This is a genomic window from Mycolicibacterium wolinskyi str. Jessa 2025, assembly GCF_049241375.1.
GTDB lineage: Bacteria > Actinomycetota > Actinomycetes > Mycobacteriales > Mycobacteriaceae > Mycobacterium > Mycobacterium wolinskyi.
On sequence record NZ_CP185960.1, the window covers coordinates 1,382,785 to 1,401,388 of the forward strand.

The following is an 18,604-nucleotide window of genomic DNA, read 5'->3' on the forward strand; positions in this document are numbered from 1 at the left end:
TCGGCGTGCGGCATCAGGATTGGACTGCTACGGTCTTCGCGGACTTCCAATTGAGTTGTGTGCCAGTGATATCGGAACGGAGCCGAGATGAGCCCACGTAAAGCCCGCACGGTTGTCGCGGGGCTGGCGGTGGGCTTCGGAATCGGGCTCGCATTCGCACCCGCCGGCTGGGCGGAGCCTGCCACCCCCACGACGCCTGCCGTGCCGTCGGAGACGTCGACGACCGACGAGCTGACGGACATGGTGCTCGACGCGCTGGAGCAGGGTCCCGCGACGAGCACCGCGCCGGCGCCCCGGCCGGCTCAGTGAATCGTCAGCGTCACCGCCTGTACGAGGCTCGCGGCGGCCACCTCATTCGCTGAGCGAGCGGGCAGCGCCACGAGCGCCACTCGATCGCCTCCGGTTCCCTTGGGCTTGTCCGATACGAGCACGACCACCGCGTCGGTGGCCACCACCACCGGCCGCGCCGGCTGCGCGCCGGCCTGCTCGGCGCCCTCCGTCACAGTCAGTACGTCGACCACGTCACCCGGACGGATGAGGTCGAGCAGAGCGGCATCGCCGAGCTGTAGCGGCACGATTCGCGCGTCGGGCCCAGCGGCGGATTCGGCCAGCCGCGGGCCGAGTACTCGGACGTCGGTCAGCACCTCGCCGCGGCGGACCGGCCCGGCCAGGGTGGCGCCGACCAGGTCGGCCAGATCGCTACGGGTGCCGTCGGGCAGGGTGGCCGTGCTGCGGCTCTCCAGCGTTACGTCCGCAGCGGTCAATTCAGTGCCTGGGGCCAGGTCACGCGTGGCCACCGCGATGTCGGCGTGATCGCCGCGCGGGTCCGACCGAACCGCGGCAACAGCGGCAAGCACGACCAACCCGGCGGCGACTGCTCGGCGCGCGGCGACCGTGCGGGTCCAATCCGGGCGAAGGGCAGCAGTCAGCCGATGCAGTGCCGACGGATTGAGGGATTCGGCCATGGCGTCACCGTAGGCGCAACCGCGCCCGGCCAGAACGGTGAAATTGCCGGCCTGTGGATAACTCGGCTGTCAGCTCGAGGCGGCCGCGGCGGGCGTGGAGCTGGAGCTGCTCGACGAGCTGTCCGATGAGGAGGACGACGAAGACGAGGACTTCTCCGACAAACCGCTCTCCGAGCTCTTGGACGACGACCCGTTGGACGAGCTCTTGCTCGAGTCCCGGTTGTCAGTGCGGTAGAAACCGCTGCCCTTGAACACCACTCCCACCGAGCCGAAGAGCTTGCGCAGCTTGCCGGAGCACTTGGGGCACGTCGTCAGCGCATCGTCGCTGAAGGCCTGCACCGCGTCGAACCGATTTCCGCACTCGGTGCACGCATAGGAATAGGTAGGCACGAAAACCTCCGAGTTCGTCAAACTTGTTAGCACTCTACCGGCTCAAGTGCTAGAACCGCTACGTGGGCCATGTCATTCCCGCGGGCCGGCGGCGCAGGCGCTCCCGAAGGGTAGCGGTACTGGCAGTGGTCGCGGTCATCCTGGCCGTGGTCGCGCTACTGGTTCTGGCCCGCGCACGCGAGATCCAGACCCCGGCCGCACCCCAGCCGTCGACGGCGGCCCGGCCGCACGACCCCGGCTATGACCATGCCCGCGCATTGCTTGCCCAACTTCCGGTCAAGGGATGGGACCGGCACACCGACTACTCGCGCGCACTGTTCGGCGAGGCCTGGAGCGACGACGTCGACGTCGAGTTCGGGCGCAACGGATGCAACACCCGCGACGACATCCTGCGCCGCGACCTGGCCGATCTCGTGGTGCGACCGGGCACGTGTTTCGCCGATCGGGGCCTGCTGCACGATCCGTACACCGGCACCGCCATCGGGTTCGTCCGCGGGCCCGACACGTCGGGTGCCGTGCAGATCGATCATCTGGTGTCGCTGTCGGATGCCTGGTACAAGGGCGCTCGCGAGTGGGACCCGCAGCGGCGCAAGGATTTTGCGAACGACCCGCGCAACCTCGTAGCGGTGGCCGCGCAACCCAACTTCGACAAGGCTCTTCGCGACGCCGCGAGCTGGCTGCCGCCCAACCCGGCGTTCCGCTGCGAATTCGTGGCAAGGCAAGTCGCCGTCAAAGCCGCCTATCGACTGTGGGTTTCGGCCAAGGAGAAGCAGGCGATGACGGCGGTGCTGGCCGGCTGCTAGGCCCAGCCGGTCACGTCGGGTAGCGCGGCACGATCATCACCGGCACCGGCGAATGCCGCAGGATCTTGGCCGCGGCCGAACCGAGGAACACGTGCGCGGTCTGTGCGGCGGCCCCCGAGCCGAGCAGCAGCATGTCGCCGGTCTCCCACGTCACGTCTTCCACTGCCGAGTGCCAATCCGGCCCACTGCCGACGACCACGTCGACGTCGGGCACCGACGCGCGTTCACGAACACTGTTGAGCAGCTTGACGATGTCGTCGTACGTCCGACGCGACCACTGCTGTACGACCAAGTCCTCGGCCGCCGATTCGATAGTGCCGCTGAACGCCGCCACGTTGCGCACCGTGAACGACACGATGCGCAGCGTCGCCGACCAGGCCTTGGCCAGGTCGACGGCCGCCGGGATGAGCCCGTTGACATCGGATTCGCCGCCGTAGGCCGCGGTGAGCCGTCGGATCCGCCCGGAACTCTGCGCATATCCGCGGGGCGCGATCGCGACCGGTACTTCCGCGGTGTGCACCAGGCGCTCGGTCACGCTGCCGAGCGCCACCCGGCCCAGCAGACCCGACGAGGACGATCCGACGACCACCAGGCTGGCCCGGTGTGCCGTGGTCAGCTCCGCCAAACCCGTTGGGACAGATGTGGCTTCGTGGATGAAGGTCGGGATCTCGACATCGCGGGGCAACGCCCGGCGCAGCGCCGACTCGGTCTGGGTCGTGATGTATCGCAGGTATTCCTGTTCGACCGGATCGCCCCTCGGCGGCCACGGCCGTTCGATCACGGCGGCCGCGACGACCGTGTCGCCGGTGGCGCGCGCGATCTGAGCCGCCAGGTGCAGCGGTGCGCTGCCCTGCCTGCTGGCGCTGAACGCCGCCAGGATCGTCATGATGCGTGCTCCTCCGTGCGGATCCGCGAAACCACGTGGGTCACCGGAATCTTATGCTCGGCACGCGCCCGGTCGACGACGTCGAAGCGCTGCCACACCGACTCTTCCGGCGGCAGTGTGGATATCACGATCTGGTCGGGACGGAATGTGTTGACGGCCGTGGCCAGGGCACGCAGCGGCCGGTAGTCACCCACTTCGCCGTTCGCCTCGAGATCGTCCGAGCGCAACGTGGCCAGCGTGTGTTCGAGCCGGCGTTGTGCGGCCTGCTGGGTGGCTTCGGAGATGTCGAGCGGTCCGTGCGTGGCGGCCACGCCGGTGTCGATCGGGCTCGCGGGCACCACCACGTGATAGGTGGATTCGCGATCGGCGCCGATGCGGCGAAGCTCGTCGAGCAACTCGTCCGAGTGCACGGTCTGGTTGGCCAGCACGAGGACCCGGTGCGGGTGCGGTGTCGGCGCGACACCGGCCACCTCGGGCCGGCGTCGGATGAACCACCGGTTCGCCAGGAACAGCACGATCACCACCGCCCACGAACACAGACTCAGGATCAACGCCTTACGGTTCTCGCCGCCCTGCAGGAACATCTGCACCAGGATCGCCCCGATCGCCAGCGCGGTGAGCACCGACAGCACCGGGAACAACCACATCTTTACCTTGAGCTCGGAATCCGGTGTGCGGTAACGCAACACGATCTGCGAGACCGCGATCAGCAGATAGACGAACAGGATCACCGCGCCACTGGAGGCCAGCAGGAACGCGAAGATCGTGTCCTCGAAGAACGCCGCAGCGATGACGCAGATGAGACCGATCACCGACGAGGTCAGGATCGCCGCCGCAGGGACGCCGCGCCGGGTGACCGCGACGAGTTGGGCCGGCGCCTCACGACGCGCGGCCAGTACGAACAGCATCCGCGACGCGGTGTACATGCCCGAGTTCAGGCAGCTCAGCACGGCCGTGAGGACCACGGCGTTCATGATGTGGTCGGCGTAGGGGATGCCCATCTCGGTGAACGCCGCGACGAACGGCGACGCGGCGGTCTGCTCGCTGTTCCACGGCAGGATCGTCACGAGCAGGAACGCCGAGCCGACGAAGAAGATCGCGATGCGCAGGATCACCGAATTGGCGGCCTTGGCCACGGCGCGTTCGGGATCCGATGACTCCGCGGCGGCGATCGTCGCGATCTCGGCACCGACCATCGAGAAGATCACGGTGACGACGCCGACCGTGATGGCCGTGACGCCCAGCGGAAAGAACCCGCCGTGCGCGGTCAGATTGGAGAAATCCAGGCTCTTCTGAGGCCACAGGCCGAGGACGAACAACGAGCCGAGCCCGATGAACACCAGGATCGCGGCCACCTTGACCCCGGCGAACCAGTACTCGAACTCGCCGAACGACGCGACCGAGAACAGGTTGGTCGCCGTCATCGCGATCAGCAGGATCAGCGCCGTCAGCCACAGCGGCACATCCATCCAGTACTGGATGATCTTCGCGCCGGCGATCGCCTCGAAGCCGACCACGATGACCCAGAAATACCAGTACAGCCAGCCCACCGAGAAACCTGCCCAGTTGCCCATGGCGTTGCGTGCGTAGTCCGCGAAGGATCCGGTCGAGGGATTGGCCACGGCCATCTCGGCCAGCATCCGCATGACCATGATGATCAGCACGCCCGCGAGCGCATAGGTGATGAAGGTTCCCGGCCCGGTGTCGCCGATCACCACACCGGAGCCGACGAACAGGCCCGCACCGATGACCCCGCCGATCGCGATCATGCGCAGCTGCCGTTGGCTCAGCGCCTTCTTGAGTCCCAGGGTTTCGCCCATTTCGGTCACCGGCCCTCCGTGAGAAGTGATTGAAGTCACATACCCACTTCGGGGGCTTTGCCCACAGGGCTCTTCGTGGTCGATGCGTGTCAGCCGCCCAGTGCCACGATTCCGCCGTCCGGCGTCAGCGCATGCGTCATGCGGACGTCGTGCGGTTCGGCGGGCAACTCGTCGAGCAGTTCCTCGTCGCGCACCACCGCGACCAGCCGCGCGTCCGGCGCGACGCAGCCCAGCGTGCGGTCGTAGAAGCCGGCGCCGCGACCCAGGCGGGAGCCCGACCGGTCGACGGCGAGCGCGGGCACCAGGATGACGTCGGCCTCGCCTGCCGCCTCGGCGGGCAGCCACGGCGGCGGTGGCTCGCGCAGACCGAACTCCGCGTCGAGCAGGCCGCCCGGCCGGTAAGTGCCCCACTGCATCGGCATCGGCTCACCGTCGGAGTCGTTACGGGCTATCGGAAGCAAAACTCGCACACCGAGATTCAGCAAGGTGTCGAGCATTGCCGGCGAGCCCGGCTCGGAGCCGACCGGTACGTACGCGCACACCGTCTGGCCATGGGCGACCAGCGCGGGCAGCCAGCCGCGCAGTGCGGTGGCCTCGGCTTCGCGGATGTGCTGAGCCAGCCCGCGCCGTTTTCGCAAAAGCGCAGCGCGTAACTGGTTCTTCGTCCTTTGCACCACGACCTCCACCATTTCAAATTGGGCGTTAATGTGTGAACGATGACCACGCCTCCAAAGGCACCTGAGGTGCCTATTCCCTACACAGCGGTCGTCCCGGCTGCGGGTCTGGGGACGCGTTTTCTGCCGGCGACCAAGACCGTGCCCAAGGAACTGCTGCCCGTCGTCGATACGCCGGGCATCGAACTCGTGGCCGCCGAGGCCGCCGAGGCCGGTGCCGAGCGCCTGATCATCATCACCTCGGAGGGTAAGGACGGGGTGGTCGCCCACTTCGTCGAAGACCTCGTGCTCGAGGGCACGCTCGAAGCCCGCGGCAAGAAGACGATGCTCGAGAAGGTGCGACGCGCGCCGGCCCTGATCAAGGTCGAATCGGTGGTTCAGGCCGAGCCGCTTGGCCTGGGCCACGCCGTCAGTTGTGTCGAGCCTGCCCTGTCGCCCGACGAGGACGCCATCGTCGTATTGCTGCCCGACGACCTGGTGCTGCCGACCGGCGTGCTCGAGACGATGTCGAAGGTGCGGGCCAAGCGCGGTGGCTCGGTGCTGTGCGCGATCGAGGTGCCTGGCGACAAGATCAGCGCCTACGGCGTGTTCGACGTCGAGCCCGTGCCCGACGCGGCCAATCCGAACGTGCTGCGGGTCAAGGGCATGGTCGAAAAGCCCAAGGCCGAGGATGCGCCGTCGCCGTACGCCGCGGCCGGCCGCTACGTCCTCGACCGGGCGATATTCGATGCGCTGCGCCGCGTTTCGCGCGGTGCCGGCGGCGAGATCCAGTTGACCGACGCCATCGCGCTCCTCATCGAAGAGGGCCATCCGGTGCACGTCGTCGTGCACCGCGGCGCTCGACACGACCTGGGAAATCCCGGCGGCTACCTGAAGGCTGCGGTTGACTTTGCCTTGGAACGGGATGACTACGGCCCTGAACTGCGGCAGTGGTTGGTCGAACGACTGGGTCTGGCCGAACGTGAAGTAGGCGGTAGCACTAGCCAGTAGTGCACTACCCCTGGCCGCGCGCCGGACCCGGCTGACGGGTAGAAAGGCGTGTTGTGCGTTCGGTGGAGGAGCAGCAGGCTCGGGTGGCGGCCGCCGCGGTGGCACCACGGCCGGTGCGGGTGGCCATAGCCGAATCGCAGGGTCTGATGTGTGCCGAGGAGGTTGTCACCGAGCGGCCCATGCCGGGATTCGATCAGGCCGCCATCGACGGCTACGCGGTGCGCAGCGTGGATGTCCTCGGCGTGGGGGACGCCGACTCCGAAGACGGCGGCGGTGAGATCAGCCTGCCGGTGATGGGAGCGATCGAGGCGGGCGCGCGCACACCGAGCCGGCTGCAACCGCGTCAGGCCGCGCGTGTGCAGACCGGAGCGCCGATGCCGACGCTCGCCGATGCGGTGCTGCCGTTGCGGTGGACCGACGGGGGCCAGAACCGGGTTCGGGTGCTGCGTGGTGTGCGGTCGGGTGCCTACGTCCGGCGCACCGGTGACGATGTGCAGCCCGGTGACGTCGCGGTACGGGCCGGAACGATCATCGGCGCGGCGCAGGTCGGTCTGCTCGCGGCGGTCGGGCGCGATCGGGTGCTGGTGCATCCGCGGCCCCGGCTGTCGGTGATGTGCGTTGGCGGTGAACTCGTCGACGTATCCCGCACGCCCGGCACCGGGCAGGTCTACGACGTCAACTCCTACGCGCTAGCCGCGGCGGGCCGCGATGCCGGTGCCGAGGTCAACCGCGTCGGCATCATCAGCACCGATCCCGGCGAATTGCGCGAAACCGTCGAGGGCCAAGTCAATCGCAACGAGATCGTGGTGATCGCGGGTGCGGTCGGCGGCGCGGCCGCCGAGTCCGTGCGTACGGTGCTGTCGGAGCTCGGCGATATGGAGGTCACCCGGATCGCCATGCACCCCGGCTCGGTTCAGGGTTTCGGACAGCTCGGGCGGGACCGGGTGCCGGTCTTCCTGTTGCCCGCCAATCCGGTCAGCGCACTCGTGGTGTTCGAGGTCATGGTGCGTCCGCTGATCCGGCTGTCGTTGGGTAAGCGGCAGCCGATGCGGCGCATCGTGCAGGCCCGCACGCTGGCCCCGATCAGCTCGGTGCCAGGCCGCAAGGGCTATCTGCGTGGTCAGCTGATGCGCGACCAGGACACCGGGGAGTACCTGGTGCAGGCGCTCGGCGGCGCGCCGGGTGCGTCCACCCATCTGCTCGCCACGCTCGCCGAGGCAAATTGTCTGGTCGTGGTTCCCAGCGAGGTCGAAGAGGTCCGCACCGGCGAGACCGTTGATGTTGCGTTTCTGGCCCAACGGGGCTGAAGCGTCATGGGTCTCTTCCGCGCCGAGGGTCCGCATCCGGGCTGGCCCGATTGTGTGGGTCCACTGCGCGTACCCGCCGGTGTGGTGCGGTTGCGTCCCGTTCGGTTGCGCGATGCGGCGACGTGGAGCCGGATCCGGCTCGCCGATCGGGAACACCTTGAGCCGTGGGAACCGGTCACCGGAGCGGAATGGACTGTGCGCCATGCGGTTTCGTCATGGCCGGCGGTCTGTTCGGGCTTGCGTTCGGAAGCCAGACGGGGGCGGATGCTGCCGTATGTGATCGAACTCGACGGGCAGTTCGTCGGTCAGCTGACGATCGGCAACGTCACGCACGGGGCGCTGCGGTCCGCCTGGATCGGCTACTGGGTGGCCAGTTCGAAGACCGGTGGCGGCATCGCGACGGCCGCGCTCGCACTCGGGCTCGACCACTGTTTCACGGGTGTACGGCTGCATCGCGTCGAGGCCACGGTGCGGCCCGAGAACGCGCGGAGCCGGGCGGTGCTCGCGCGCGTCGGATTCCGCGAAGAAGGCTTGCTGCGGCGCTATCTCGAAGTGGACGGGGCGTGGCGCGATCACCTGCTCGTGGCGATCACCGTGGAGGAGTTGTCGCAGCCGGCCGCCCATGCGCTCGTGCAGGCCGGCCGCGCCAGGTGGGCGTGAGCTTCACGGCGCGCCGAGCGCCGAAATTGCACTCACGGTCGTGATTTCTCCGGATATACAGCCCTGGAAGCAAATTCGACGGGAAGCGATTTCCGAAGCTGTTACAAATGTGACATTTGTGACTGGTGGTGCTTGTCTCCAGCGAATTACAGGTGTGTAATTGTCCTCGGCGCGCCTCCATGGATGCGCTGGTCACAGACCTAGCCTGGAGGGGAAAGGAGCAGGCGTCATGCCAAGCATCCCCCAATCATTGCTGTGGATCTCCCTCGTCGTGCTCTGGCTCTTCGTGCTGGTTCCGATGTTGATCAGCAAGCGTGACTCGGTTCGTCGCACGAGCGACGTCGCCCTGGCGACGCGCGTGCTCAACAGCGGGCGCAATGCGCAACGGCTACGGCGCGGTCCCGCCGCCGGCCATCACAGCGACCCGCACTGGCAGCCCGAGGCAGACCACCTCGACGAGGACCTCGACGGCGAACTCGACGAGGTCGACGACGAACCGCGCCGCACCGTGGTCGTGGCGGCGGCGGTCGCCGAGGAGCCCGAGCCCGACTACCTCGACGTCGACATCGTCGAGGAGGATTCCGGAGCCCTTCCGGTCGGTGCGACTGTCGCCGACTCTGAACCCGAGCCTGTGGTCGAGCCGGAGCCTGCGGTCGAAGAGGTCGCCGAATCCGAAGAACCCGAGCCCGTCGCTGAGGCTCAAACCGGCCAGCTGCCACTGGATCTCGATGACCCCGAGGATCTCATCGATGACAGTGATGAGCATGAGGACCGTTCCGACCCAACGGACGACGAATACGAGTACGTCGACGACTCGTCGGGTCTGGAGGCCGAATCCGATGGCGATGACCGCGATCAGCGGACCGAGACTCCCGTCGCGTCGCTGAGCGCCAACCGGCAACGCCGCTACGAATCCAAGACCGCCGCCCAGGTGAGCGCACGCAAGTACAAGTTCCGCAAGCGCGTGCTCGCGGTGTTCGCGATCGTGCTCGTGGCGTCGGCGGTCATGGCGTTCCTGGTGAACCCCACGGCGTGGTGGGTGTGTGGCACCGCGGCCACCCTGACGGTGCTGTACCTGGCCTATCTGCGCCGCCAGACCCGCATCGAGGAACAACTGCGCCGCCGCCGCGCGCAGCGGATGATGCGGTCGCGGCTGGGCGTCGAGAACACCGACGATCACAAGCTCGACGTCGTGCCGGCACGGCTGCGCAGGCCCGGTTCGGTGGTCCTTGAGATCGACGACGAGGACCCGATCTTCGAGCATCTGGACTACGCGCCGTTTTCACGTGCATACGATCTACCACGGGCTTCCGGGCAGTAGGCCGGTCGGTTTCTGTAGTTGGGCACTCGGCTGGTAGCCTGTGCTACCGGTATCAGGGGCTATGGCGCAGTTGGTAGCGCGACTCGTTCGCATCGAGTAGGTCAGGGGTTCGATTCCCCTTAGCTCCACTTCAGTTCGACGTTCGCGGCGGCTCGGCTACGGCCGGGATGGAAACGCCCGCCGCGCGATCACGACCACGGCAAGTCCCGCGGAGATCAGCGTGATCGCACTGATCGGCAGGCCGCCGATCCCGGCGACGTTCAGCAATCCGCCGCCGATTGCCGCACCACCCGCGATGCCGAGGTTGGCGCTCGCGTTGACCCACGCGCCCGCGAGCTCCGGACCGACCGCGTGGCACCGGACGGCGCAGGCTTGATAGATCGACGCCATACCGCCGAACGCGCCGTTCCACAGTGCGACCGCGAGCAGCACCCACGTCAGTGCCGGGTACGTGAGGGCCAGCATGGCGAGCCCGCCGATGACGATCAGCAGGACGACGGTGGCCGTTCGCCGTGGATTGCGGTCCAAAGCCTTTGCGCTGCAGAACAGTCCGATGACCCCGCACGCGCCGCAGACCAGGAGCGCAGGCCCGACGAACGCCGAGCCCAGCCCGGACGACAGCAGCACCACGCTGATGTAGGTGTAGATGCTGAACTGCCCGAGCCACGTCAGCGCGTTGGCGCCGACGACCGCGGCCAGGCTGGCCCGGCTGCCGCGTACCGTGCCTGCCGGGTGGTCGCCGGAGACGCTCGGCAGCAGTCGTGCGACAAGAGCCAGGATCACCACCGCGACGCAGGCGAGTACGGCGAACGACACCCGCCAGCCGAAGGCCGTCCCCAGTGACGTGGCGAGTGGCACGCCGAGAACGATTCCCACCGATGCGCCGCCGCCCGCGATGGCGAGCGCGCGACCGACGTAGGCCGACGGCACGAGTCGCGGCGCGTAGCCGATGCACAGCGAGAAGAACAGGGCATGGCTGATGCCCCCGATCACCCGCCCGGCGGCAACGAGCGCGAACACCGGTGCCAGGGCGACCATGACGTTGCACACCGCATAACCGAGAAGCGTGAGCAGAAGCAGTGGTTTGCGACCGAATCGTGCGGTGACGACCGTCAGCGGCACGGCCAGCGTGGCGACCATGACCGCGTAGAGGCTGACCAGCAGGCCCGTCAGCGATGCTGACACGCCGAAGGCCTTCCCGATCTCGGGCAGCAGTCCCACCGGCAACAACTCGGTGGTGACGGCCAGGCAGGACGCGGCGGCCAATGACAGCAGGCCAGGCAGATTGGCCCGCAAACCCGCCGCGGAGCGCGTGGATTCGCCCTGTGTCAGAGGCGTGGCCGTCATGATGCCGAATATACTCAGAGGGCGAGTTAAATCAAATGGGATATTTGTTCAATGCCGACCGAGCACCGACCCGCGTCTCAGCTGCGTTGGTACGGCGCGGCCAAGATGATCGGGTTGGTGCGGTCTCAGCCGGGTATCACCCGAGCCGTCGCCGCCCAACGGCTGCGCATGAGCAGCGGCGGCGCGACCGATCTGCTGGCCCGATTGCGGCGCGTACACCTGCTCGACGAGACTCCGGCGCCCGCACAGGGCCGTGGCCGGCCGACAACGGTGCTCGGTCCGCACCCCGACGGGCCACTTGTTCTGGTCGCCGACCTACGCCCGGGGGACTGGCGGCTCGCGCAAGCCGGGTTCGACGGCGTGCCGCACATCGTGGCCGAGGGGAGCTCGGGCGAGCAGGCGCGGTTGCTCGACGACATCGCAAGCGAGATCGCCAAGGCCCACCGGAAACACGCCGGCCGAGTGCGGGCCGTTGCGGTCGCGGTGGCGGGGACGGTAAGCGATTCGCGGCTCGTGCAATTCACGCCACGCGGCTGGAGCGGCATCGACCTCTCGGCGATCATGTCGCGGCTACCGGCCCGGACCAGGCCGCCGCTGCTGCTCGGCAACGACGCGACACTGGCGGGGCTGGCCGAGGCACGCGCCGGATCGGCCCGCGATGCGGGCACCGCGCTGCATCTGATCATCACGGTCGGTATCGGCGGCACGCTGATCGTCAACGGCGAGCCCGTCACCGGTTCCCACGGTGCCGCAGGCGAATACGGGCACATACCGTTCGGTGATCCCGGCCTGCGCTGCCCGTGCGGCGCCCGCGGCTGCTGGGATCAGACTGTCGACGGACGCGCGCTGGCACGCCATCTCAAGCTGCCGCAGCCCCGCGACCCCATCGCGTTCGCCTATGAACAGCTGAAGGCCAACCCCGCGCAGCCGAAGCTGCGGGCCGCGTTCGATGCCGTGGCGACCGCGCTCGGCCGCGGCGTCGCGGGGCTCGTCAACATCCACGATCCCGACATCGTCACACTGGGCGGCCTGGCACCCCCACTGCGTGCGGCCGCGCCCGAAGCGTTCGAAACGGCATACCGCGATGGACTGATGACGTTCCGGAAGGCTTCGGCGCCCCCGGTCCGCGACGGACTCCTCGGCGAGGACGCCCCGATGTACGGGGCCGCGGCGCTGGCCATCGATCACGTGACAACCGAAGCGGCACTCGCGGATTGGGCCGAACTGCACTCGTGAACCACCGAGGTGGCCGACTCCGCGGGGCAAGCCGCGGCTAGTGTCCTCACATGGCATCTCGACCACGGGTGCTGATCGTCGGAGCCGGCATCGCCGGTCCCGCCGTCGCGTACTGGCTTGTGCGGCACGGATATCAGGTCACGCTCGTGGAACGCACGGCCGAACTGAGAACCGGCGGGCATGCGGTCGACATCCGCGGCACCGCGCTCGAAGTCGTCGAGCGGATGGGCCTGGCGTCCGCAATGAAGTCGAGACGGTATTCGGCGATTCCGTGCGTGCCATATCTCAGCCTGCCGATCGGCCGGCAGCGATCGAGTTCGCCAGCGGGCGCAGCGGCGAGTTCGATCTCGTGATCGGTGCGGACGGGCAACATTCGTCCGTTCGGTTGCTGGCCTTCGGCGACGAGGACCGATTCATCCGTCCGCTCGGGGCCTATGTCTCCATATTCACGATCGACAACGTGCTCGGATTGTCCGATCGCGCCATTCTCTATAACGAACCCAACCGTGCCGCGGCGGTGTTCACGGTGCGCGGCAATCAGCGGGCCAAGGCGTTGCTGCTGTTTCGGTCCGAACCCCTGGATATCGACCTTCGCGACGACGCCGCGCACAAGGCGCTGCTCGCGCGGCGGTTCGCGTCGATGGGCTGGCGCACCGCGGAACTCATCGACGCCATGGCGGGCGCCTACGACTTCTACTTCGACGAGATGAGTCAGGTTCACTTGCCGCAGTGGTCGACTGGGCGGGTGGCGCTGCTCGGCGATTCGGCGTTCGGCCCGTCGCCGCTGTCCGGTCAAGGTACGTCCCTGGCGTTGATCGGCGCGTACCTCCTGGCACATGCCCTGCGGGAAGGGTCAGGCAGTGTAGCCGCATTCATGCGGTGGGAGCGGGGTTTTCGGCCCAATGTGATCGAGAATCAGCGCCTGGCCGCATCCGGCATGCGCATGCTGCTTCCGTCCACTCGTGGCGCGATCGTGGCACGGAATCAGGCGTTGCGTGCCATGCCGATGTTGGTGCGTTTGGGCCGTGGATTCGGCAGCCGTATCGAGCGGGCGTCGCATGCCGTCCGGCTGCCCAGCGAATGAAATCGTGCCGGAATTTGCTGCTCGACGCCGTTATGGCGGGCAGGCGACACACTAGCTTTTGCCAGATTTGACGGTTCGTGTTGAACTGACGCGCCCGACAATGATTCGGCGAATGCGATCTGCGCCATGATTCTCAAATGCCGGACCCGGCAACTGATCTGCCATTTTCATTGCTGGAGATTTCGCAGTATTTTCGGAGCAGAATCAATACCCCCCTTAGTAGGGGAACGGGGTGCCGGTGGAGTAGCCTGCCTTGAGCAGATTGGCCAGTTGGGGGATTGTGGTGGCGAACGATCTGAGAGTCGACCCGGGCGGGCTCAGGGCAGGCGCTATAAGCAGCGAGATGATCGCTGCCGAATTGACGACGGCGTCCGTCGGTGTCGCCTCGGGCAGCCCTACCCACACGGGTGTGTCGGCGATGGACGCCGCCGTGTCCGCAGTCCGGATCCGCCAATCCACACGCGTGAGTGCACAGGCCGGAGGCATGCTGGCCGGCGCCAGCCGGTTCGAGGCCGTCGATGAGGAAACCGCTGGGGGCCTGGCGGAGTTGATGTGAGCTCGACTGACAACGCTGGGTCATCCGATGAAGAACTGACCCGCTCCCGGATAGAGGCCTGGGACACAACGCATCTCGACGACGCGGCGGCTCGCTGGCGTCAGATGGCGGCGCAGTCCGAGGAGTTGTTCGAGTGGCACCGGCAAAACGTGGCCGCCCCCGGTGGGACCGAATGGTCCGGTGACGCCGGGGAGTCCGCGTTGAATAGGGTCACCACCGATGCCGCCGTCGTCCGCAAGCAGGGCGACATTCAACGTGAGGCGGCCAACATCGCCGAGGACGGCAGCCGGGACCTTCGGCTCGCCGTGGGCCAGGTACTCGACGCCATTGCCGCGGCCGAGGCCGACGGGTTCGAGGTCGGCGAGGACCTGTCGGTCCGGGATACCCGCCGCATCGACGTCTCGACGATGGCCAAGCGCTACACCGCTTCCCGTGAACATGCCGAGGATATTCGGTGGCACGCCGAACGGCTCGTGCAGACCGACATCTATCTCGGCCAACGACTTCAAGGAAAAGCGCTCGAGCTCGACGGGATGCAGTTCGAGGCCTGAGCGGCTTGACCTGAACAATCATTGAGGTTCTAGGTTTCCCATCATGAACACGATGGGCCCGTTCGGGATAGCCGTGGATGTCGGCGCCGAGTACTTGGAAACCGCCCCGGAGATCGAAGCTCTCGGCTTCGGCACGCTGTGGGTCAACGGCGGCCAACTGGATCGCCTGGATCGGCTGCGTGAACTCATCGAGGCCACGAGCCGAGCGGTGGTCGCCCCGGCGGTCGTCATGCCGGACGGCTACCGCCCGGGCGAACTGGGTGCGTTCTACCGCCAGGTCGAAGACCGCACTCCGGGTCGACTGGTGATGGGATTGGGGCCGCTCGCCGGGGCGCACGCGTCGAGGCGGTTGGCCGAATACTTCGGCGATCCGGAGTTTTCGATCCCGCCGAACCGCCGGCTGCTGGCGGCCTTCGGGCCGAGCCGCCTCGCGCTGGCGCGCGAGTACTGCGCCGGTGCGGTGCCGATGCTGTTCACCCCGCAAGGCACCGCCGCGGCGCGACGACGGCTCGGTGAGGACCGCATCCTCGCGCTGGGCCAGTACGTCGTGATGGACGAGGACCCGGAGACCGCCCGCGACACCGCGCGCGTTCCGCTGCGCTTCCTGTTCTCGATGCCCAGCTACGTCAACTCCGCTCTGCGGCAAGGCTTTACCGAGGCCGATGTGAACAGCCTGAGCGATCGGCTGGTGGATTCGTTGGTGGCGTGGGGGACGCCCGGCCAGATCGCGGAACGGCTGCGCGAACAACGGGCCGCCGGTGCCGATCACGTCTACGCCACGGTGTTGCACGGCGGCGAACAGCCAGGAGTGCTGGACTCGGCCAGAGTGTTAGGGCCGCTGTTGTTCGGCGAGTAATCCGTACCTGCGGATCTATTCCCGTCATACATCCGCAGATGCGGTTGTATCGGGCCCGCTGGATCGCTACGCTGACGCGGTGCCGGAGATCAGGATCCGCGATGCGGCCGAATTGCTCGGAGTCAGCGATGACTCGATTCGGCGCTGGATCGACGACGGCGTGCTGCCCGCGCATCTGGACTCCTCCGGGCGCAAGGTGATCGAGGGTGCGGCGCTCGCGGCCTTCGCGCGCGCCCATGCCGCCGCCGCGCCCAAAGACCCGCTGCGTATCGGAAGTTCGGCGCGGAATCGGTTCGCCGGTCTGGTCACGAACGTCGTCGCCGACGAGGTCATGGCCGAGGTCGAGATGCAGTGCGGCCCATTCACCGTCGTGTCGCTGATGAGTAGTCGGTCAGTACGGGATCTCGGTCTCGAACCCGGCAGTGTCGCAGTGGCGGTGGTCAAAGCCACCACCGTAATCGTGGAAACCCCGAAAGGACAGTCATGACCCGTGTGCGGGCCGGTGTGGCGATGCTCGCCGCGATAACGCTCGTCAGTGCTTGTTCATCGGAGCCGTCCACGCCTGCCGGAGATTCGATCGTGGTGTTCGCCGCCGCGTCGCTGAAACCCGCGTTCACCCAGATCGGCGAACAGTTCAAGGCGGACAACCCCGATGTGAAAGTCGAGTTCTCGTTCGCGGGTTCCTCGGATCTGGTCACCCAGCTGACCCAGGGGGCCGACGCCGACGTGTTCGCCTCCGCCGACACCCGCAACATGGACAAAGCCGCCCAGGCCGGTCTTGTTGACGGCGCTCCCGTCGACTTCGCGACCAACACCCTCACGATCGCCGTTGCGCCGGGAAACCCCAAAGGCATCAAGAGTTTTCAGGATCTCGCCAAGCCGGGGGTGGCCGTCGTGGTATGCGCGCCGCCGGTGCCGTGCGGCGGTGCGACCGAAAAAGTCGAGAAGGCCACTGCTGTGACGCTGTCACCCGTGAGCGAGGAGACGTCGGTCACCGACGTCCTCAACAAGGTGACCACCGGACAAGCCGACGCCGGCATCGTTTACGTCACAGATGCCGCCGACGCCGGTGACAAGGTCACCAGCGTTCCGTTCCCCGAGGCCGCCCAGGCCGTCAACACGTATCCGATTGCGGTGCTCAAGGACTCGCAGAACTCCGAGCTCGCGAACCGCTTCGTCGATCTCGTCACCGGTGAGGCGGGCCAAAAGGTGCTCGCCGAAGAAGGATTCACCAAGCCCTGACCGAACGGGCGGTCGCGCCGTAGCCTGGGGGACGTGGCCGAACTGACCGAGGCCAGCGCCGCCGACCTCGCTGCTCTGGAGTTCTTCGCCGGATGTCGGCCGTCCAGTCTGGTGGAGCTCGCCGCCCAGCTACGTCCGCTCCACGCTGCTGCCGGCCAGGTGCTGATCCGGCAAGGCGACCAGGCCGTGACCTTCATGCTGATCGAATCCGGTCGCGTTCAGATCAGTCATGCGGTCCCGGACGCCGAACCCGTGGTCCTCGACATCGAACCCGGCCTCATCGTCGGGGAGATCGCCCTGCTGCGCGACGCCCCGCGCACCGCCACCGTCATCGCGACCGAGGCCGTCACCGGCTGGATCGGTGACCGCGATGCGTTCGACACCATCCTGCACCTGCCCGGGATGTTCGACCGGCTCGTGCGGATCGCCCGCCAGCGGCTCGCGGCGTTCATCACGCCCATCCCGGTGCAGGTGCGCAACGGCGACTGGTTCTACCTGCGTCCGGTGCTGCCCGGCGATGTGGAACGTACTCTCAACGGTCCGGTCGAGTTCTCCAGCGAGACCCTCTACCGCCGTTTCCAGTCGGTGCGCAAGCCCACCAAGGCCCTGCTGGAGTACCTGTTCGAGGTGGACTACACCGATCACTTCGTGTGGGTGCTGACCGAGGGTGCGCTGGGACCGGTGATCGCCGACGCCCGGTTCGTGCGGGAGGGCCACAATGCGACGACGGCCGAGGTCGCGTTCACGGTGGGTGACGACTATCAGGGCCGCGGAATCGGCACCCTGTTGATGGGGGCGCTGGTGGTCTCGGCGGGATATGTTGGTGTCCAACGTTTCTCCGCACGCGTACTGAGCGACAATTACGCCATGCGAAGGATTCTCGATCGGCTCGGCGCGACGTGGCAGCGCGAAGATCTCGGGGTGGTGGTGACCGAGGTGGACGTGCCGCCGGTCGATACCGTTCCGTTCTCGCCCGATCTGATCGGCCAGATCCGCGACGCCACACGCCAGGTCATCCGGGCGGTGAGCCAGTGAGGCCGCAACTCAACAAGGACACCAAGGTGTGCATCTCGCTGGCCGCACGGCCCAGCAACATCGGCACCCGGTTCCACAACTACCTCTACGAACAGCTCGGGCTGGACTTCTTGTACAAGGCATTCACGACCACCGACATCGCAGCGGCGATCGGCGGGGTGCGCGCGCTGGGAATTCGCGGCTGTTCGGTCTCGATGCCGTTCAAACAGGACGTGATGCGCCTCGTCGACGACATCGAGCCGTCGGCTCGTGCGATCGACGCCGTCAACACGATCGTCAACGATGACGGACATCTCACCGCGTCGAACACCGATTACGTCGCCGTGCAGACGCTGATCGACGGTCTCGATCCGAGCGACGCCGTGATCATCCGCGGTAGTGGCGGTATGGCGAATGCGGTGGGAACCGCTTTCCGGGACAAGGGGTTTCGTAGCGGCGTGATCGTCGCACGGAACCGTCAGGCGGGCCCTGCGCTCGCCGAACGCCTCGGCTACGACTACGCGCCCGAGGTCGGTGACCTGACCGCACCCGTCGTCGTCAACGTCACCCCGATCGGCATGGCGGACGGCCCCGACGAGCACCGCAACGCATTCGGGGCGGGCACGATCGAGGCCGCGCACACCGTGTTCGACGTCGTCGCCATGCCGGCCGAAACGCCCCTGATCTCGGCGGCCAGGGCCGCGGGCAGACGCGTGATCACCGGCGCCGAGGTGATCGCATTGCAGGCCGCCGAGCAGTTCGAGCGCTACACCGGCGTGCGGCCGACTGCCGAGCAGGTGGCCGCCGCGTCGGAGTTCTCCCGCTCCTGAGTTTGCCGCCGAGCTGACGGATTGTGCTGCGCGACGTGGCGCGACGCGGTTGGATGCTGGAGGAGTCACGCC

Annotated in this window: 22 protein-coding genes and 1 tRNA gene; 17 read left to right on the forward strand and 6 right to left on the reverse strand. The window is 67.4% G+C overall.

Features of this window, described 5'->3' with window-relative positions; all coding sequences use genetic code 11:
• Positions 1–87: 87 nt before the first annotated feature.
• Positions 88–309, forward strand: a complete 222-nt coding sequence (locus ACOI2T_RS06975) for a hypothetical protein (protein WP_409504998.1) — start codon at positions 88–90, stop codon at positions 307–309.
• Here the strand turns inward: ACOI2T_RS06975 and ACOI2T_RS06980 are convergent.
• Positions 303–965, reverse strand: coding sequence for an SAF domain-containing protein (locus ACOI2T_RS06980; RefSeq protein ID WP_409504997.1), 663 nt, complete (start codon positions 963–965; stop codon positions 303–305). The genes ACOI2T_RS06975 and ACOI2T_RS06980 overlap by 7 nt on opposite strands.
• A gap of 69 nt (positions 966–1,034) precedes the next feature.
• Positions 1,035–1,355, reverse strand: a complete 321-nt coding sequence (locus ACOI2T_RS06985) for an FmdB family zinc ribbon protein (protein WP_409504996.1) — start codon at positions 1,353–1,355, stop codon at positions 1,035–1,037.
• 62 nt (positions 1,356–1,417) lie between these two features.
• Between ACOI2T_RS06985 and ACOI2T_RS06990 the strand changes: the two genes are divergently transcribed.
• A complete protein-coding gene (locus tag ACOI2T_RS06990; RefSeq protein WP_409504995.1) occupies positions 1,418–2,158 on the forward strand; it encodes an HNH endonuclease family protein in 741 nt (246 codons plus the stop codon).
• 10 nt (positions 2,159–2,168) lie between these two features.
• Here ACOI2T_RS06990 and ACOI2T_RS06995 read toward each other — a convergent pair whose 3' ends face one another.
• The 3 genes from ACOI2T_RS06995 to ACOI2T_RS07005 all read right to left on the reverse strand — a co-directional run bounded on the left by ACOI2T_RS06995 (position 2,169) and on the right by ACOI2T_RS07005 (position 5,553).
• A complete protein-coding gene (locus tag ACOI2T_RS06995; RefSeq protein WP_409504994.1) occupies positions 2,169–3,044 on the reverse strand; it encodes a universal stress protein in 876 nt (291 codons plus the stop codon).
• Positions 3,041–4,864 (reverse strand): amino acid permease, encoded by a 1,824-nt coding sequence (locus ACOI2T_RS07000; protein ID WP_409505070.1) that lies wholly within the window; start codon positions 4,862–4,864, stop codon positions 3,041–3,043. Before ACOI2T_RS07000 ends, ACOI2T_RS06995 begins: the two co-directional genes overlap by 4 nt.
• Positions 4,865–4,953: 89 nt before the next feature.
• Positions 4,954–5,553 (reverse strand): 5-formyltetrahydrofolate cyclo-ligase, encoded by a 600-nt coding sequence (locus tag ACOI2T_RS07005; RefSeq protein WP_409504993.1) that lies wholly within the window; start codon positions 5,551–5,553, stop codon positions 4,954–4,956.
• A gap of 27 nt (positions 5,554–5,580) precedes the next feature.
• On the opposite strand from ACOI2T_RS07005, the gene ACOI2T_RS07010 reads away from it, so the two are divergent.
• From ACOI2T_RS07010 to ACOI2T_RS07030, 5 genes are all read left to right on the forward strand, one after another.
• Positions 5,581–6,528 (forward strand): UTP--glucose-1-phosphate uridylyltransferase, encoded by a 948-nt coding sequence (locus ACOI2T_RS07010; protein ID WP_085144155.1) that lies wholly within the window; start codon positions 5,581–5,583, stop codon positions 6,526–6,528.
• A gap of 53 nt (positions 6,529–6,581) precedes the next feature.
• Positions 6,582–7,835, forward strand: a complete 1,254-nt coding sequence (gene glp / locus ACOI2T_RS07015; RefSeq protein ID WP_409504992.1) for a molybdotransferase-like divisome protein Glp — start codon at positions 6,582–6,584, stop codon at positions 7,833–7,835.
• A gap of 6 nt (positions 7,836–7,841) precedes the next feature.
• On the forward strand, positions 7,842–8,495 hold the full coding sequence (locus ACOI2T_RS07020; protein ID WP_067844256.1) for a GNAT family N-acetyltransferase: 654 nt from the start codon (positions 7,842–7,844) through the stop codon (positions 8,493–8,495).
• Between the two features lie 229 nt (positions 8,496–8,724).
• Entirely contained in the window at positions 8,725–9,816 is a 1,092-nt protein-coding gene (gene sepX / locus ACOI2T_RS07025) for a divisome protein SepX/GlpR (protein WP_409504991.1), read from the forward strand.
• Between the two features lie 55 nt (positions 9,817–9,871).
• Positions 9,872–9,944, forward strand: a tRNA-Ala gene (locus ACOI2T_RS07030).
• A 28-nt stretch (positions 9,945–9,972) separates the two neighbouring features.
• Here ACOI2T_RS07030 and ACOI2T_RS07035 read toward each other — a convergent pair.
• Entirely contained in the window at positions 9,973–11,163 is a 1,191-nt protein-coding gene (locus ACOI2T_RS07035; RefSeq protein WP_409504940.1) for an MFS transporter, read from the reverse strand.
• Positions 11,164–11,214: 51 nt separating this feature from the next.
• On the opposite strand from ACOI2T_RS07035, the gene ACOI2T_RS07040 reads away from it, so the two are divergent.
• The 10 genes from ACOI2T_RS07040 (at position 11,215) to ACOI2T_RS07085 (ending at position 18,532) form a co-directional block, all read left to right on the forward strand.
• A complete protein-coding gene (locus tag ACOI2T_RS07040) occupies positions 11,215–12,399 on the forward strand; it encodes an ROK family protein (RefSeq protein WP_409504939.1) in 1,185 nt (394 codons plus the stop codon).
• A 50-nt stretch (positions 12,400–12,449) separates the two neighbouring features.
• A complete protein-coding gene (locus tag ACOI2T_RS07045) occupies positions 12,450–12,752 on the forward strand; it encodes an FAD-dependent oxidoreductase (protein ID WP_409504938.1) in 303 nt (100 codons plus the stop codon).
• On the forward strand, positions 12,671–13,483 hold the full coding sequence (locus tag ACOI2T_RS07050) for a Rossmann-fold NAD(P)-binding domain-containing protein (RefSeq protein ID WP_409504937.1): 813 nt from the start codon (positions 12,671–12,673) through the stop codon (positions 13,481–13,483). The genes ACOI2T_RS07045 and ACOI2T_RS07050 overlap by 82 nt, the downstream gene beginning before the upstream one ends.
• Before the next feature lie 283 nt (positions 13,484–13,766).
• Entirely contained in the window at positions 13,767–14,039 is a 273-nt protein-coding gene (locus tag ACOI2T_RS07055) for a hypothetical protein (protein WP_409504936.1), read from the forward strand.
• Positions 14,036–14,590, forward strand: a complete 555-nt coding sequence (locus tag ACOI2T_RS07060; protein WP_067844274.1) for a hypothetical protein — start codon at positions 14,036–14,038, stop codon at positions 14,588–14,590. The genes ACOI2T_RS07055 and ACOI2T_RS07060 overlap by 4 nt, the downstream gene beginning before the upstream one ends.
• Before the next feature lie 43 nt (positions 14,591–14,633).
• Complete coding sequence (locus ACOI2T_RS07065) at positions 14,634–15,446, forward strand: TIGR03620 family F420-dependent LLM class oxidoreductase (RefSeq protein WP_409504935.1); 813 nt, start codon at positions 14,634–14,636, stop codon at positions 15,444–15,446.
• 79 nt (positions 15,447–15,525) lie between these two features.
• Positions 15,526–15,933 carry a TOBE domain-containing protein gene (locus ACOI2T_RS07070; RefSeq protein WP_409504934.1) on the forward strand — a complete coding sequence of 136 codons (408 nt, stop codon included), beginning with the start codon at positions 15,526–15,528 and terminating at the stop codon, positions 15,931–15,933.
• Complete coding sequence (modA, locus tag ACOI2T_RS07075) at positions 15,930–16,688, forward strand: molybdate ABC transporter substrate-binding protein (protein ID WP_409504933.1); 759 nt, start codon at positions 15,930–15,932, stop codon at positions 16,686–16,688. Before ACOI2T_RS07070 ends, modA begins: the two co-directional genes overlap by 4 nt.
• Before the next feature lie 33 nt (positions 16,689–16,721).
• Positions 16,722–17,723: an acetyltransferase Pat gene (locus ACOI2T_RS07080; protein WP_409504932.1), complete on the forward strand. Its 1,002-nt coding sequence runs from the start codon at positions 16,722–16,724 to the stop codon at positions 17,721–17,723.
• Positions 17,720–18,532 carry a shikimate 5-dehydrogenase gene (locus ACOI2T_RS07085; protein ID WP_409504931.1) on the forward strand — a complete coding sequence of 271 codons (813 nt, stop codon included), beginning with the start codon at positions 17,720–17,722 and terminating at the stop codon, positions 18,530–18,532. The genes ACOI2T_RS07080 and ACOI2T_RS07085 overlap by 4 nt, the downstream gene beginning before the upstream one ends.
• Positions 18,533–18,604: the final 72 nt, after the last annotated feature.